The 15,358-nt window shown below is 43.2% G+C and carries 17 protein-coding genes and 1 tRNA gene; 13 read left to right on the top strand and 5 right to left on the bottom strand.

The genetic code is table 11. From position 1 onward, the window contains the following. Nucleotides 1-183 precede the first annotated feature (183 nt). A complete protein-coding gene (locus LFYK43_RS08035; protein WP_124977197.1) occupies nucleotides 184-711 on the bottom strand; it encodes an LURP-one-related/scramblase family protein in 528 nt (175 codons plus the stop codon). Nucleotides 712-751: 40 nt separating this feature from the next. After that, nucleotides 752-1,624, bottom strand: a complete 873-nt coding sequence (locus LFYK43_RS08030; protein WP_124977195.1) for a Cof-type HAD-IIB family hydrolase — start codon at nucleotides 1,622-1,624, stop codon at nucleotides 752-754. Between the two features lie 196 nt (nucleotides 1,625-1,820). Here LFYK43_RS08030 and LFYK43_RS08025 point away from each other — a divergent pair, with 196 nt between their 5' ends. The 3 genes from LFYK43_RS08025 to tsaE all read left to right on the top strand — a co-directional run bounded on the left by LFYK43_RS08025 (nucleotide 1,821) and on the right by tsaE (nucleotide 4,102). Next, nucleotides 1,821-2,513 (top strand): uracil-DNA glycosylase, encoded by a 693-nt coding sequence (locus LFYK43_RS08025; RefSeq protein WP_124977193.1) that lies wholly within the window; start codon nucleotides 1,821-1,823, stop codon nucleotides 2,511-2,513. A gap of 117 nt (nucleotides 2,514-2,630) precedes the next feature. Continuing rightward, a complete protein-coding gene (pta, locus tag LFYK43_RS08020) occupies nucleotides 2,631-3,620 on the top strand; it encodes a phosphate acetyltransferase (RefSeq protein WP_124977191.1) in 990 nt (329 codons plus the stop codon). A 23-nt stretch (nucleotides 3,621-3,643) separates the two neighbouring features. Then, nucleotides 3,644-4,102, top strand: coding sequence for a tRNA (adenosine(37)-N6)-threonylcarbamoyltransferase complex ATPase subunit type 1 TsaE (gene tsaE, locus LFYK43_RS08015; RefSeq protein WP_124977189.1), 459 nt, complete (start codon nucleotides 3,644-3,646; stop codon nucleotides 4,100-4,102). A gap of 59 nt (nucleotides 4,103-4,161) precedes the next feature. Here the strand turns inward: tsaE and LFYK43_RS08010 are convergent, their stop codons facing one another. Further along, nucleotides 4,162-4,695 (bottom strand): 3'-5' exonuclease, encoded by a 534-nt coding sequence (locus LFYK43_RS08010; RefSeq protein ID WP_124977187.1) that lies wholly within the window; start codon nucleotides 4,693-4,695, stop codon nucleotides 4,162-4,164. Between the two features lie 158 nt (nucleotides 4,696-4,853). Here LFYK43_RS08010 and murB point away from each other — a divergent pair, with 158 nt between their 5' ends. Further along, nucleotides 4,854-5,756 carry a UDP-N-acetylmuramate dehydrogenase gene (murB, locus tag LFYK43_RS08005; RefSeq protein ID WP_124977185.1) on the top strand — a complete coding sequence of 301 codons (903 nt, stop codon included), beginning with the start codon at nucleotides 4,854-4,856 and terminating at the stop codon, nucleotides 5,754-5,756. A gap of 108 nt (nucleotides 5,757-5,864) precedes the next feature. Here the strand turns inward: murB and LFYK43_RS08000 are convergent, their stop codons facing one another. Next, nucleotides 5,865-6,557, bottom strand: coding sequence for a DUF1361 domain-containing protein (locus tag LFYK43_RS08000; RefSeq protein WP_124977183.1), 693 nt, complete (start codon nucleotides 6,555-6,557; stop codon nucleotides 5,865-5,867). A 198-nt stretch (nucleotides 6,558-6,755) separates the two neighbouring features. Here LFYK43_RS08000 and cdaA point away from each other — a divergent pair, with 198 nt between their 5' ends. The 3 genes from cdaA to glmM are packed head-to-tail and all read left to right on the top strand — an operon-like array spanning nucleotide 6,756 to nucleotide 10,200. After that, entirely contained in the window at nucleotides 6,756-7,598 is an 843-nt protein-coding gene (gene cdaA / locus LFYK43_RS07995) for a diadenylate cyclase CdaA (RefSeq protein WP_124977181.1), read from the top strand. Continuing rightward, a complete protein-coding gene (locus tag LFYK43_RS07990; RefSeq protein WP_124977179.1) occupies nucleotides 7,595-8,785 on the top strand; it encodes a CdaR family protein in 1,191 nt (396 codons plus the stop codon). The genes cdaA and LFYK43_RS07990 overlap by 4 nt, the downstream gene beginning before the upstream one ends. A 53-nt stretch (nucleotides 8,786-8,838) precedes the next feature. Beyond that, entirely contained in the window at nucleotides 8,839-10,200 is a 1,362-nt protein-coding gene (gene glmM, locus LFYK43_RS07985) for a phosphoglucosamine mutase (RefSeq protein WP_124977201.1), read from the top strand. 136 nt (nucleotides 10,201-10,336) lie between these two features. On the opposite strand, the gene LFYK43_RS07980 is transcribed toward glmM, so the two are convergent. Then, the gene (locus LFYK43_RS07980) at nucleotides 10,337-10,585 is read right to left on the bottom strand and encodes a hypothetical protein (RefSeq protein WP_124977177.1); all 249 of its coding nucleotides are present in this window, start codon (nucleotides 10,583-10,585) and stop codon (nucleotides 10,337-10,339) included. Between the two features lie 431 nt (nucleotides 10,586-11,016). Here LFYK43_RS07980 and LFYK43_RS07975 point away from each other — a divergent pair, with 431 nt between their 5' ends. From LFYK43_RS07975 to pstB, 6 genes are all read left to right on the top strand, one after another. Beyond that, complete coding sequence (locus LFYK43_RS07975; protein WP_439957212.1) at nucleotides 11,017-11,322, top strand: hypothetical protein; 306 nt, start codon at nucleotides 11,017-11,019, stop codon at nucleotides 11,320-11,322. A 134-nt stretch (nucleotides 11,323-11,456) separates the two neighbouring features. Then, nucleotides 11,457-11,528: transfer RNA gene (locus LFYK43_RS07970), tRNA-Asn, on the top strand. A 242-nt stretch (nucleotides 11,529-11,770) separates the two neighbouring features. Continuing rightward, nucleotides 11,771-12,637, top strand: coding sequence for a phosphate ABC transporter substrate-binding protein (locus LFYK43_RS07965; RefSeq protein ID WP_124977175.1), 867 nt, complete (start codon nucleotides 11,771-11,773; stop codon nucleotides 12,635-12,637). Between the two features lie 52 nt (nucleotides 12,638-12,689). After that, the gene (gene pstC, locus LFYK43_RS07960; RefSeq protein WP_124977173.1) at nucleotides 12,690-13,607 is read left to right on the top strand and encodes a phosphate ABC transporter permease subunit PstC; all 918 of its coding nucleotides are present in this window, start codon (nucleotides 12,690-12,692) and stop codon (nucleotides 13,605-13,607) included. After that, nucleotides 13,607-14,497 (top strand): phosphate ABC transporter permease PstA, encoded by an 891-nt coding sequence (gene pstA / locus LFYK43_RS07955; protein ID WP_124977171.1) that lies wholly within the window; start codon nucleotides 13,607-13,609, stop codon nucleotides 14,495-14,497. The genes pstC and pstA overlap by 1 nt, the downstream gene beginning before the upstream one ends. A 51-nt stretch (nucleotides 14,498-14,548) precedes the next feature. Next, nucleotides 14,549-15,358, top strand: coding sequence for a phosphate ABC transporter ATP-binding protein PstB (gene pstB / locus LFYK43_RS07950; protein ID WP_124977169.1), 810 nt, complete (start codon nucleotides 14,549-14,551; stop codon nucleotides 15,356-15,358).

Genomic DNA, 15,358 nt, shown 5'->3' with positions numbered 1-15,358 from the left:
GACGATCAAGTGTACAATTATCCATGAACAAAACTTCTTTCTATTTTCGTCATTTAGACGAATTGGATTTGGGGAGACACGGTGTAGTGGCCTTGTCTCTTTTTTTATAATAATACAAAAAACAAAAAAACTGGTACAGATAGTAAAATTTCTCTATCAGTACCAGATATTATAGAACCTTTTTTAATCGAAGCTCGGACGGGTTTGCCAACCAAGGTTGTGCTTTTTTTGTTTAACTTTCTTGCCGCCGGTTGCCCAGTGATCCAGGATCGCTGCGACACATAAACATAAAGGTTCATCTGACTGAGAATAAAAGTCAAACTTGATGCAAAGCTGCCCATTTTTATAAGTATCACCTGTTCGCATGACTAAATCGCGGCCGGAGAAAATTTTATAGCGAAAATTATTCAAGTTTCCCAGCAAAAACCAGTTTAAGCCCTTAACGAATAACATTTCTGAACTCACACCATAATAGCGCCGTAAAGAGCCGACTTTTTTTCCGTTGGAGTAAAGGTCAAACTTGGGAAATACGCCGAGGGAACTCTGCTTGATCTCAGCCAATAGGTCGCCTGAAACTGCATAGACGGAAAGGGCATCATGAACGCGCCCCCAGCGGCCAGTAATGAAGTAGATTATTTCGTTATTTTCATTTTTAATGGTGGTGACGCCCTTCTTGGTAAAACCAAGACGTTGGGCATATAAAGACCGCATTTATTTCACATCCAATCTGCCTTAACAGAGGTTGACTAAATTATTTGCTGAGCTCGCTCAGCTGTTCTTCAATTGCCAATCCCGCACCGTTTTCAGTATTCTTTGCGGTCAGATGATTGGCAGCTAATTTGATCTCGTCAGTGGCGTTTTCCATCGCGTAGCTGATCCCTGCTGCCTGGATCATAGAGAGGTCATTGCCATTATCGCCAAGCGCCATGACATTATCCAGCGGGATATTTAACCGGTCAGCGTAAGCCTGCAAAGCGATCCCTTTTTGTGCATTGACGTGGTTGATCTCAATGTTCCCGCTGCCTGAAGAGGTGATGACTAATGATTCATTTTGGGCGATCTGTTCTTTAACTTTTTGTAATCCCTTTTGACCTTGCGGACTGAAGGCAACTATCTTGTAAATCCGAATGTTGGGATCTTCGACCAGTTGGTAGTAATCATCGACATAATTGATGTTCATTAACTCTAGCCGTGCGGAAGCTAGACTGACAGCCAATTTAAACGGTGTGGTTGAATCAATGCTAGCCAAGAGTTCAGCAAAATTTTCTATGCGGGCAGCTTTGTCATCAGAGCAGACACCTTTGGATGTAATGACTTCAAAATACAAACCAGCTTTTTTGAGCAAAACCATGATTTTTTGCACCAGCGAATCGGCCAACGGCGCAGAGCTCAGAACTTTGCCGGCTTCGTCTAGGACCAAAGCCCCATTGAGAGTGATCAGCGGACAGGAAATACCAGCATCATCCAAAAGAGGCTTGACCTCCTTGAAAGCCCGGCCAGTTGAGACGATAAAATGGACACCTTTTTCCCGCGCGTGCTTAATGGCGGCAATATTATAGTCTGAAATAACCATATGATCATTGAGCATGGTACCGTCCATGTCGGAAGCAATTAATTGTAGCATAAACTGTGACCTCACTTTTATTTTCTTATTTCTATTTTAGCATGATAGGAGAGGACCGTGGGACTACAACGTTTATTTTTACCGTTTTAGCTTGACAAATAGGGTCAGTAATAATAAGTTTGGTTTGCATCAAATTAATTCTAAGTATTTTAGTAGAAAGCGTTTTATTATGTTAAAATAAATTTGAGGTGTTTTTATGAAAGCGTTGCTCAAAAATGATTGGCAAACTGTTTTGGAGCCTGAATTTGAAAAGGAATATTACCATGACTTACATACTTTTCTGCGGGGAGAGTATCAGCACTATGATATTCACCCAGATATGTATCATATTTTTCAAGCTTTTGAGTGGACTCCTTTTTCTCAGGTAAAAGTTGTGATTTTAGGTCAGGATCCGTATCACGGTGAAAATCAGGCTCACGGCTGCAGTTTTTCTGTTAGACCGGGCGTGGCGATCCCGCCATCCTTGAGAAATATTTATAAAGAACTGCAAAGTGATTTGGGCATTAAGCCAGTTAACCACGGCTACCTGGAAAAATGGGCTAAACAGGGTGTTTTGCTGTTGAATTCCGTTTTGACGGTCCGTGATGGTCAGGCTTTTTCGCATCATGGTAAAGGATGGGAGCGGCTGACTGATGCTGCAATTGAAAAATTATCTGCACGTGAACGGCCGGTGATTTTTATTTTGTGGGGTATGGCAGCTCAAGATAAAATCAGGCTGATCGATCAGAGCCGCAATGTGATCATTGCTTCTCCGCATCCGAGCCCACTTTCAGCGAATCGCGGATTCTTTGGCTCGCGGCCGTTTTCCAAAACTAATGCCGCACTGGAAGCGATGGGAGAAGAACCAATTGACTGGCAACTGCCGCAGACAGTTTCACTTCCCAAGTAAGCCGACCAAGAGAAGAACTTTTGTAGTAACACCTGTCAAGACATGAAGGATCAACAAAAATTCGGTTCACCGGATCGATCATAGTATCATGTTCAAAAAAATAGGGAGGGATCTTAGATGGATCTGTTTACAAGTTTAAAGGAAAAAATCAAGGGTAAAGATAAAGCAATTGTCTTCCCAGAAGGCGAGGATGGCCGTGTCTTAGGTGCTGCTTTGCGTTTAGCACAGGAAGGTATCCTCCGTCCGATAGTTTTAGGTAATGCAGCAAAAATCAAAGAAAAAGCTCATGATCTGGGCAAAGATGTGCTGGCTAACGTCACTTTGATCGATCCAGAAAAATATCCGCAAACAGACTTTGAAGAAATGGTCGCTAAATTCGTGGAACGGCGTAAGGGCAAGAATACCGAAGAACAAGCGCGCGAATGGTTAAAGGACGTTAATTATTTTGGGACAATGCTGGTTTACATGCATAAAGCAGACGGATTAGTTTCTGGTGCAGTTCATGCGACTGGTGATACAGTCCGTCCAGCTCTTCAGATCATCAAGACTAAGCCAGGTTTGAAGAGGACCAGCGGTGCGTTTATTATGACACGCGGCGATGGTTCAGAAACCTATGTCTTTGCAGACTGTGCGATCAACATTGATCCAAGTGCTGAAGACTTGGCTGAAATTGCAGTCACGAGTGCGCAAACTGCGCGGCTGTTTGATATTGATCCGAAGGTCGCTATGCTGAGCTTTTCAACTAAGGGTTCTGCTAAAGGACCACAGGTCGACAAAATGGTTCAAGCAACGGAATTGGCGCACAAAAAAGCTCCATCTCTGCCGATCGATGGTGAACTGCAATTTGATGCATCCTTTGTCCCAACTGTTGCACAGCAAAAAGCACCTAATTCAGAAGTTGCCGGCCACGCCACAGTTTTTGTGTTCCCAGAGCTGCAATCAGGGAATATCGGCTACAAGATCGCGCAGCGTTTCGGCGGATTTGAAGCTATTGGACCTGTTTTGCAAGGCTTAAATCAGCCGGTTTCTGACTTATCACGTGGCTGCAACGAGCAAGACGTGTATAATGTAGCTATTATGACAGCTGCCCAAGCGGTCATGGAATAATAGAAAAGTAAGAGATGAATCGAATGGACTTTATTGCTCACAACCCGGAAGAAACTCAGCAATTTGCACACAAACTTGCACAACATCTTCAAGCTGGAGATGTGATCTTGCTGCAAGGTGATCTTGGAGCGGGTAAAACGACTTTCACCAAAGGATTAGCTTTGGGTCTCGGGATCAAACGCAACATTAAAAGCCCGACCTTTACGCTCATTCGGGAGTATACTGAAGGGCGCTTGCCTTTGTACCATATGGATGTCTACCGCCTAGAGGGCACCGGGACCGCAGACCTCGGCTTAGACGAATATTTTGATGGTGATGGTGTTTGCGTGGTTGAATGGCCGCAATATGCTGGGGATGATCTGCCTGATCAGTATCTTAAAATCAGTTTTGTTAAGGATCCTGATGCGGATGATCAGCGTGTTCTTAAGCTGCAAGCCCATGGTTTACATTATACCCAGCTGATCAAACAGCTGGACGAATAAAAAAGGTTCCTATCCGAGGTGATAGGGACCTTTTTTGTGTAAATTTGATCTGGTCTAATTTAGTATGCCTTGACCAGGGATTTTAACTGCTCCGTGCCAAAATTCTGAGCTTGATAGAGCAGGATCTTCGCGCATGCCTGACTGTCATCTAGAGCATTGTGGTGGTTGATCAAGGGGATTTTTAGAAAATCACACACTGTATTTAGCTTGTAGTTTGGCAAGTCGGTTAGGAGCTGGCGACTGGTTTTGAGCGTATCAAGTACCATGAAGTTCGGTAAGGGCATTTGATAAAACTCCAGCGTTTTTTTCAAGACACTGCAGTCAAAAGAAGCATTGTGGGCAACGACCAGTTTATCCTGCGCAAAAAAAGGAGAGATATGCGGCCAAAGTTCAGGGAAAGTAGGCGAATTGGCAACGTCTCTTTCTGTGATCCCATGGATCTTGATATTGTTTGGAGAAAACGGGGTCGGGGGCTTGATCAAAGAGTACATTTCATCGACGATCTGATTATCACGAACGACTGTTAAAGCTAAGGAACACGCGCTGTGTCGCTTGGGACTGGCGGTTTCAAAATCCAGAGCGATAAAATTCATGGCAGCAAAAACTCCTTTTTAGAATGACTAGTTTGTTCAAATCAGGCAGAACAAAACGCGATCTGCGAATTTAAGCAAGAAACTAGCTGATATTAGCCCAATTATAACAGAAAAATGGTAAAATTGACGGTAGCATAATCAGATAGTGAGGAAAAATAATGGTTTTAACAAATTCAATCACAGTCACAGATCTGCAAAACATTGAAATCTTAAGAGATGAACCCTTAGCAAATTATACGAATACTTGTACTGGCGGCCCAGCGGATTTTTTGGTTTTTCCTAAAACAGCCGCTGAACTGAAATTATTGTGTCGGTGGGGTAAACAAGAAAATATCCCACTGACGATCTTGGGCAATGCCAGCAATTTGATCGTCAAGGACGGCGGTATTCGCGGTTTAGTGATCATTTTAACGAAGATGGATCAAATCCAGGTGAATGAACAGACTGTCACTGCTCAAGCCGGAGCTGCAATGATCGCAACTACTCAAGCAGCTTGTCAGGCAGGACTAAGCGGCTTGGAGTTCGCCGCGGGGATCCCAGGATCTGTTGGCGGTGCGATTTTTATGAACGCTGGTGCCTATGCGGGTGAGATCAAAGATGTTGTTCAGGAAGTACTAACGGTTGATTTTGCAGGTAATGAGCATGTCTACCGTGGATCCGAGCTTGATTTCGGTTACCGGCATAGTCTGATCCAAGAGCAGCAGCTGATCGTAGTTCAGGCAACTTTTCAATTGCAGCCTAAAAAAGAAAGCTTGATCCGTGAACAAATGGACCAACTAAATTTCTTGCGTGCATCTAAACAACCGCTCGAGTACCCCTCATGCGGCAGTGTTTTTAAACGGCCGAAGGGATACTTTACCGGCAAATTGATCCATGATGCCGGCTTGCAAGGCTACCAAGTCGGCGGAGCACAAGTCTCGCTCAAGCACGCGGGTTTTATCGTTAACCGGGGCGGGGCGACTGCTACGGATTATTTGCAGGTGATCGCGCATGTTCAAGCTGTGATCAAAAAGCAGTTTGACGTAGTTTTAGAAACAGAAGTCAGGATCTTAGGCGCATAAAAAGTCAAACATAAAAAAGGCTTCTCAGGTCTGAAGCACTGGGTATTATTAGAGAAATAATACCGGATGCTGGCAGCTTACCTGGGAAGTCTTTTTGACTGTAATTTTTTATTTAGTACGAGTTTGTGTTTCTTGTTCTTGCACTAGCGTATCGTTGGCTGATAAATATAGTCTAAGTGTGATCCAGATGACCATTTGGATCAGCGTCATGAAGGTTACGAAAACAAGCATCCGTGGACTCCACATCTCAACTAGCTGATCGATAACTTGATCTGGGTTAAAAAATAGATAGGCAGTATGCAGGCGCAGAAAACGTCCGACATAAACCCCAATTGAGGCAGCAAGGATCAAGACAAAGACGAACGCGTTGCGCAGCCAGAAACTGTGTGCTTTAATTTTTAACATGATTTGATTGGCGACATGCTCGAGACTCCACGTTCCTAAAATACTGCAAGACAACGCACTAACTAAGATATTGGTAAAGTTTAACCAATTATGCAAGTTAAATGACATCAACCCAGTTTCCGGATTATAGGGGTTGATCCGTGAAAGGTGGAAGAGATCTGTTAGTAAATAGGGTGCATTTGGGTAAAAAAGCAGCCACAAAATGCCAAGCGGTACAAAAAGTAAAAGCGGCTGTTTATGATCCAAGTGCATGGCCAGCTCGATCGGTAAATAGCCTAAAAAAGTATTTAGCAAGAGAAAACTAAAGAAGCCGCCTTGCCGGTAAACCGTTAGATAAATATAAACCAGATAAACTAGAAAAGAGATCCTGATCAGCCATCTGCTTTTTTTTGCCATAAATTTCACCCAATTTCTCAAAAATCCCTCATTTATTCTCCATTCTAACAGTTAAAAATAGGAAGAAAGCTAATTGCAAACATTTTTTAGATGAATTTAAGAAACTCCGCCTAGAGCGACTCAATGTTTTATTCGATACGACTGGGGCGCTGTGCTATAATGAAAAAGTAAATTTTTTTCAAAGGAGGTAATTTTCAGGTGTCCTTTGACTGGAGTAATATCATTACCTGGCGTAATTTAACTGACCTCTTGGATATTTTAGTGGTCTGGTACGTCATCTATAAGTTATTGATGTTGATTCGCGGCACGAAGGCAGTGCAGCTCTTTAAGGGCGTTGTGATCATTATCTTGATCAAAGTGCTTAGTGCTTGGCTGGGGCTGCATCTTGTTTCTTGGATCATGGACCAGATCATCAACTGGGGCGTGATCGGGATCATTGTGATTTTCCAGCCTGAGATCCGGCGCGGCTTGGAGCATTTGGGAAGGAACCCATTCTTTGCTGCAAATCGACGAGAAAATGAAGCTGAGATCAAATTAGTAGAAGCCTTAGATAAGGCAATTCAATACATGTCTAAGCGCCGGATCGGAGCGTTGATCTCGATCCAGATGAATACTGGTTTAGAAGATTACATTGAAACTGGGATCGATCTTAACGCCGAGGTGACAGGGGAACTGCTGATCAACATTTTTATTCCCAACACACCTTTACATGACGGTGCTGTGATTATCAGAGATAATAAAATTGCTGTTGCTGCTGCATATCTGCCTTTGTCCGAGTCTAACCTGATCCCTAAAGAACTAGGGACTAGACACAGAGCGGCAGTAGGGATCAGTGAAGTAACTGATGCTTTAACGGTCGTAGTTTCAGAAGAAACCGGCGGCGTAACTTTTACTAAGAACAGTGAACTGATCCGGGACTTGTCACGAGAAGATTATTTGAAATTCTTGAAAAACGAGCTGATCCCATCAGACGATAACAAGAAGAGTAACCCCATCACCCAATTCTTTGAAGGTTTGTTCAAGGGGGGAGCTAAACATTGAAACTAGCTCAAGTTTTTAATTCGAAAATCGCCTATAGCCTTATTTCCTTATTGTTTACTGTCTTCCTGTTCGTCTATGTTAATTCGGAGCAGCTTTCAGGCGGAAATAATCAGTCAGGCACAAGCATTTCGCTGATGAAAAACACACGCGCGACTGTTAAAAAAAGCCCCAACCTAAATTACGATAGCGACAAGTATTATGTTTCTGGAGCTCCGCAGACAGTCAAGGTGACCTTGATCGGCCCGAGCGGTCTGGTGAAGTCTGCAGAAAATACGGGCAATTTTCAAGTCAATGCTGACTTGAGCGGTTTAAAGACCGGGACACATACAGTCCAACTGAAAACAAGCGGGTTGAGTTCTGAACTTTCCTCGCGAGTTTCTCCCAGTTCGATCAAGGTCAAGATCAGTAAACGTGCTGAAGCTACTTTGCCGGTTCAAGTTCGTTATGATTCTGCTAAGATCGCTGATGGCTATGCCGCTGGTGCTGCAACGTCCAGTCGGCAGACGGTTAAAGTAGTCGGTGCCAAAAAAGATATCAAGAAGATCGACAGCGTTGTAGCTGATGTGGACCTGGACAAGGATGCAAAAAAATCAACGACTAAGAATGTTATGCTTCGGGCGATCAGTTCTTCTGGCAAGCAGTTAGATGTGACGATCTCGCCTGAAACGGCCAGGGTCAATATTCCGATTTACCTAGCATCTTCAGATAAGAAAGTTCCGCTGAAATTGGTTGCTGATGGTTCAGGTGTTGATGGCAAGAAGTACAGTTTATCATCAAAGACCAAGTATGCTACGTTGACAGGGACCAAAGATGCCTTAAAAAAAATCGACGAGTTGGAAGTTCCGGTTTCATTGGCAGGAGTCAGTGATGATCAGCAGCGGACAATTTCTCTAGCCTCGAATCGTTCAGGGGTCACCAAGGTGTCGCCTGCTTCGGTTCAAGTTAGTATTAAGGTGACAGATCAAAGCTCAAGCAGCAGTTCTTCTGGCGCAAGCAGTTCATCTTCTTCGACAGAGAATAACAGTTCCGCTGCGGGTTCAACCTCTTCACAGCCTGCTGCAAGTGATTCTGATGATGATAATGATTCGGGCAGTTCTGGAAAAGGGAGCCAGACGACCACAAGTTCTCAATCATCATCTTCCAGTTCTTCCAGCAGTGCTAGTTCAGCTAGTGATGAAGCTAGCTAGCTAGCAGGTTTTGAACTGCAAAATTTAAACAATTCAATTAAGGAGCAATAATGATGAAATATTTTGGTACAGACGGGGTTAGGGGTATCGCAAATGAAACGTTGAGTCCTGAATTGGCCTTTAAATTAGGCCGTTGTGGGGGCTATGTATTAACCAAGCATAAAAAGAACCCGGATGAGCCTGCCCGTGTTTTAGTAGCTCGTGATACCCGGATCTCTGGTGAGATGTTACAGGAGGCTTTGATCGCCGGACTTTTGTCGGTCGGCATTGAAGTTTTCCCACTAGGGGTGATCACAACTCCAGGGGTTGCTTACCTGGTTCGTTTGCAAGATGCTGATGCTGGTGTCATGATTTCTGCTTCCCATAACCCGGTTCAAGATAATGGGATCAAGTTCTTTGGCGGAGACGGCTATAAGCTTTCTGACGCCAAGGAAGAAGAAATTGAAGCTCTCTTAGAGCAAGAAACTGATGACTTGCCGCGTCCAGCTGCTGCAGGTCTAGGGATGATCAGCGAGTACCATGAAGGTGCCTTAAAGTATGTCCAGTTCCTAGAGCAGACGATCCCTGATGACTTGGAAGGACTTCATGTTGCAATTGATAGTGCTAACGGGGCTACGAGTGCGATCGTTTCGAATCTTTTTGCTGACTTAGGGGCAGACTTTGAAACGATGGCGACTAACCCTGATGGTCTCAATATCAACGATGGTGTCGGCTCGACTCACCCTGAAGCTTTGAGCAAGTTTGTTGTCGAACAGGGCGCTCAGGTCGGGGTGGCATTTGACGGTGATGGCGACCGTTGTATTGCAGTTGATGAAACTGGTGCGATCGTCGATGGTGATAAGATCATGTATATTTGCGGCAAATATATGGATCAACGCGGCCGGTTAAAGAAGAATACCATTGTAACAACTGTTATGAGCAATCTTGGCTTATACAAGGCAATGGAAAAGAACGGTTTGGTTTCGGTCAAAACTCAAGTTGGTGACCGCTACGTCGTTGAAGAAATGTTAAAGAATGGATATAACGTTGGCGGTGAACAGTCAGGCCACGTTGTCTTTTTGGACTTCAACACGACCGGTGACGGGATGCTGACTGCTTTGCAGCTCTTGAACGTTATGAAACAGACTGGTAAAAGGCTTTCAGAATTGGCTGCTGAAGTAGCCACTTATCCGCAAGAATTAGTCAACGTTCGGGTCCAAGATAAGCAAAAGGCATTGAATAACGAAAAAATCTTGGCTAAGATCGAAGAAGTTGAAGGCAAAATGGCTGGCGAAGGGCGCGTCTTGGTCCGTCCAAGCGGGACAGAGAATCTTTTGCGTGTGATGGCTGAAGCTGCTACGGAAACATTGGTTCATGACTACGTGATGGAAATTGTTGATGTTGTCAAAGCAGAAGTCGGCGTTGAAGAACAGTAGTGATCGTGCGCTAAAAAATGCAACTCTCTGAAAAATCTGTTAAAAACTAAAACAGGCTTTGAATGATTTAAGTCATTCAAAGCCTGTTTGCGTTACCGGCAAACGAAAATTGCCAGGTATTTGTGAATAGCGGATCTTAACGGTAGAAGGAGTTAAAACTGTAATTTAGGATCCGCAGCCCCAGATAAACAATGCTGGTTAAAAGTATGTAATAAAAGAAGATCCCTGCTAGCAACAATAAGATCAGCCATCCGTGAAAAATTGCAAAGAAGGTTGAAGCAGTTGCTGTGAAAGAGGAAAAATGGAGTATTTTTAGCAAGAGTTGCACGATTAAAAAAACTAATGCTAATTTACGGCTAACTCGCAGTTGTTTTTTGTTGATCATGAAGTTTCCTCCTTAGACAGCTTATTTCTTCGTTAAAACTACAAGTTCATTATATTATAGGTGGGACAAAAAATTCAAAGAAAAAGGGAAAAGATTTGAGCTTAGTTTCTCTTTTGCCAGAAATTCAACTATGTTTTTCTTGCCGCGGTGCAAATAAAGGGATTGCCTTTCGCAAGAAAAGATATATCAAAATATATTTTTACTTTTTATTGACACCGCTTTCAGAATACGTTATACTTTATGTGTAAGGTATTTAGTAATTTACCTTCTAATCAATTCTCTTTCTCTCTTATGCCGCCGCCGACAGATCACTGTCGGCGGTTTTTTGACCTAAACGTCAATACTGGATATAATTTATGTACAGAATAAATTTTGCTGAGATCGGATAGTTGAATGTTGTGTTAGCCGATCAGTCGGGAAGGGTGCTAGTAGTGAGTAATGAAACTTTAACGCTAATAGAAGAGATCACTAGAAACGATGGGTCGCAGTACTATGAAATCTCCAATATGGTTCAGAATGGGCGGGCAGAGTTGGCTGCAGTCAGGAAATTCATTCAGAGCGTTAGAATAGTGCAGCTGAATATTCCCCGTTCATCAAGTGTCGTTAAATATGAAGAGTACATCAATCAAAATTTTACAATGCCCAATGAGGACATGGATCATTTTGAAGAATGGACTAGAACGCCTGAAATGGAACAAGTTGTTCAGTCCATTTTGCGTGAAAATCATGTCGCTTAGGTCGAATGCATTAAAAAAACATGAGTTTTATTAAAATATATTGTTTACACGCTGAGAATGTTATGGTATAACTATATATGTTAAGTTAATACTTAAGTTAGATTTTTGTAGTAACTTTTTAGCACTAAACATATTGCTCAGTAGTTCAGTGGTAGAATAATTGACTGTTAATCAAGAGGTCGCTGGTTCGAACCCAGCCTGAGCAGTTAGAAAATATCATGTAAAAGGATCAACTTTTTTAAGTTAAGAAAAAGTTGATCTTTTTTTGTACACATTTTATTAAAATTAAATTATGCTGTACTTATTCATAAAACAAAAAACATGCAGCTTAATACTTGAATGAAACTGCAAAATATCCTTTTGTAAAAAAATTTACGTGTTCTTTACACAAAGAAGAGCTTTTTTTTACAAAGAATCTTTAGAATAATTATGAAAGGATAGAGTAATTATGAAAAAAAAGCAAATAATCACTACCTTGTTAGTCCTCGGCTTAGCTCTGGCTGGGTGTGCAAAACAAGATTCTTCTGCAAAGAAGACGATCCAAGTCGTTGGTTCAAGTGCGATGCAGCCTATTGTTGAAATGGGGGCTCATGAATACCAACGCTCTGTACCTGAACAAAAAATAACTGTCCAAGGCGGTGGTTCTGGAACTGGATTGAGCCAGGTTCAGAGCGGTGCGGTGGACATTGGCAATTCCGATATTTTTGCGGCTAATCAAAAAGGAATTGCTGCTTCTAAGCTGCATGACCACAAGCTCGCTGTGATCGGAGTTGCACCGATCGTTAACAAAGATGTGGGCGTTAAGAATATCACGATGGCCCAGTTGCGAGGAATATACACTGGACATTATACGAACTGGAAACAGCTGGGCGGTCAGAATATTGAGATCGTTGTGATCGATCGGGCACAAGGGAGCGGCACTCGTTCGATCTTTGACAGTGAAGTTCTTGGCGGTCAGAAAAAAATGAAGGCGCAAGAACAAGATTCGAATGGTTCGGTTCAGCATATGGTCGCTGATACACCAGGGGCTATCTCTTATGTTTCTTTCCCATATTTAAAAGACACTTTTACTGCGTTAAAGATCGATGGGATCGCTCCAACTACCAAAAATGTGACGACGAATGCCTGGAAACTCTGGGGATATGAACATATGTATACTGGTAAGAGTCCTTCCAAAGAAACCAAAGCATTTATTAATTATCTGCTCAAATCAGATAAAATTCAGGAAAAGCTTTTAACGAGACTGCACTATATTTCTTTGCGGTCAATGAAGGTTGAAAAAGACCAGCATGGCAAGGTTACACCAGTTGAGTAAATCTTCTCTTAAGCTGAGCTGGACATTTGGTTTTAATTGAGAGGTGGAGAATATGGATTCGATCAAGGAGAAGATTCAAAGTAAATCTAAAGAAACTAGACAGGAAGTCACAGGCAAGATTTTAAGTTACTCGGCGATCATATTGATCGTTGCGGTAGTGATTTCAATTTTTGCTTTTGTTGCATCTAAAGGGATCGCGACTTTTACGCAAAATCACGCAAGTTTAAAGGACTTTTTTCTGACCACGGACTGGTCTCCCACAGCAGTCGGTAAAGACGGGCGCCCCTTGGTTGGTGCCCTGCCAATGATCCTCGGTTCGTTTGGGGTCACCTTGTTGGCAGTTTTATTTGCGACTCCCTTTGCGATCGGAACTGCTCTTTACATGACGCAAATAGCTAGTAAAAGGGGACATCGTTTACTGCAGATCGTGATCGAACTGCTTGTTGGGATCCCTTCAGTCGTATACGGCTTTATCGGATTAAGCGTCGTGGTCCCGTTCGTTCGGACTCATTTTGGCGGTTCAGGTTATGGGATCTTATCAGGGTCTTTCGTTTTGTTTGTGATGGTCCTGCCGACAGTGACTTCGATGACTGAAGATAGTTTACGTGCGGTTCCTTCATACTATAAATCTGCTTCGTTAGCATTAGGTGCAACGGAGTGGCAGACGATCTACAAGGTTATTTTACGCGCGGCATTGCCTGGGATCTTGACCGCCGTAGTTTTTGGCATGGCACGTGCCTTTGGAGAGGCTTTGGCAGTCCAAATGGTTATCGGAAATGCTACCTTGATGCCTAAAGGGCTGCTTTCGGCTTCTTCGACCTTGACCAGTGTGTTAACAATGGGGATCGGAAATACTGTCATGGGAACCGTGGGCAATAATGCCTTGTGGTCCTTAGCGCTAGTCTTATTGCTGATGTCTTTGATCTTTAACTTACTGATCAAATGGATCGGAAGAAGGGGGCGTTTCTAATGGATTCAAAAACTGCGAATAAACTAGCCTTATTAACGATCAAATTGATCGCTGGAATCGTAGTTGTGATCCTCGCCTTCCTGCTGGGAAGGATCTTGCTGCAGGGGGTCCCGCATATTTCCTGGAGCTTTTTGACCAAGCCCTCGCAAGAGTTCATTGCCGGAGGCGGGATCGTTTATCAACTCTTTAACTCGTTTTACCTGTTGATTTTGACTTTAGTGATCTCATTTCCGATTTCTCTGGGAGCAGGGATCTTTTTAGCCGAATACGCACCTAAAAATTGGTTCACCGAAGTGATCCGGATGGCAATTGAAATTTTGAGTTCACTGCCGTCAGTTGTGGTTGGCCTTTTTGGGTTCCTGCTTTTTGTTGTCCAGTTGAAGATGGGCTTTTCCATACTTGCTGGTGCGATTGCGTTGACTTTCTTTAATTTGCCTTTGCTGACCCGAAACATTGAAGAATCACTGAATGCAGTCTCTGACCTGCAACGCGAGGCTGGACTTGCTTTAGGTCTTTCCAAATGGAGAACAGTCTTGAAGGTTATTATCCCCGAGGCATTGCCAGGGATCATTACCGGGATCGTCTTAGGCGCAGGGCGTGTATTTGGTGAAGCTGCTGCTTTGATTTACACCGCCGGTCAGAGTGCTTCAACGATCGATTTTACCAATTGGAATCCATTTGACGCCGCGAGCCCTTTGAACTGGTCGCGTCCAGCTGAAACTTTGGCAGTTCATATTTGGAAGATCAATTCAGAAGGAATCATGCCAGATGCAGCTGCGGTTTCTGCTGGTACATCGGCTGTTTTGATTATTGTAGTTTTGATCTTTAACCTGTCTGCACGCTATCTAGGAAACCGTTTGTACCGTAAATTTACTGCGGCAGATAAATAAGTTTCTGTTTGACGAAGAATGTTTTCGGAGCTTTAAATTGGAGGTTTTAAGATGGATGTTGGACAATATGATTTGAATGACACTGCGATCAGAACTTTTGATCCAAAAGAACATGAACTAGCAATTTCAACGGATAATTTACAGGTTTTCTATGGTGATAATCATGCCTTTTATGATGGCTCACTGCAATTTGAACGCTATAAGATCACGGCGCTGATCGGGGCATCGGGTTCAGGTAAATCGACTTTTTTGAGGTCTTTAAATCGGATGAACGATGGAGTAGCTCGCGTCGATGGTCAGATCTGGTACCGCGGACTGGATATTAACTCTCCACGGATCAATGTTTATGAGATGCGCAAACATGTCGGCATGGTCTTTCAACGGCCTAATCCTTTTTCCAAATCGATCCGAGAAAATATTACTTTTGCTTTGAAAGAAAACGGCATTAAGAAAAAGCAGCAATTGGACCAGATTGTTGAGGAAAGCTTGAAAGGTGCTGCGCTATGGGATGAGGTCAAAGATATCTTAGATCGGAGTGCCTTAGCTTTATCTGGCGGTCAGCAGCAGCGGTTGTGCATTGCGCGTGCGATCGCGATGAAACCTGATATTTTGTTGATGGACGAACCAGCCAGCGCGTTAGATCCCATCTCGACTTTGAAAGTCGAAGAAACAATGGTTGAGCTTAAGAAGAAGTATACGATCATAATTGTGACGCATAATATGCAGCAAGCTTCGCGAGTCAGTGATTATACTGCTTTCTTTCATTTAGGACACGTGATCGAATACGATAAGACTAAAAATGTTTTCACCCTGCCGCAAAAAAAGGCGACGGATGATTACGTTTCGGGTAATTTTGGCTGA

Source organism: Ligilactobacillus salitolerans, from assembly GCF_003864415.1.
Taxonomy (GTDB): domain Bacteria; phylum Bacillota; class Bacilli; order Lactobacillales; family Lactobacillaceae; genus Ligilactobacillus; species Ligilactobacillus salitolerans.
This window is presented reverse-complemented; position numbering and strand designations above follow the sequence as displayed.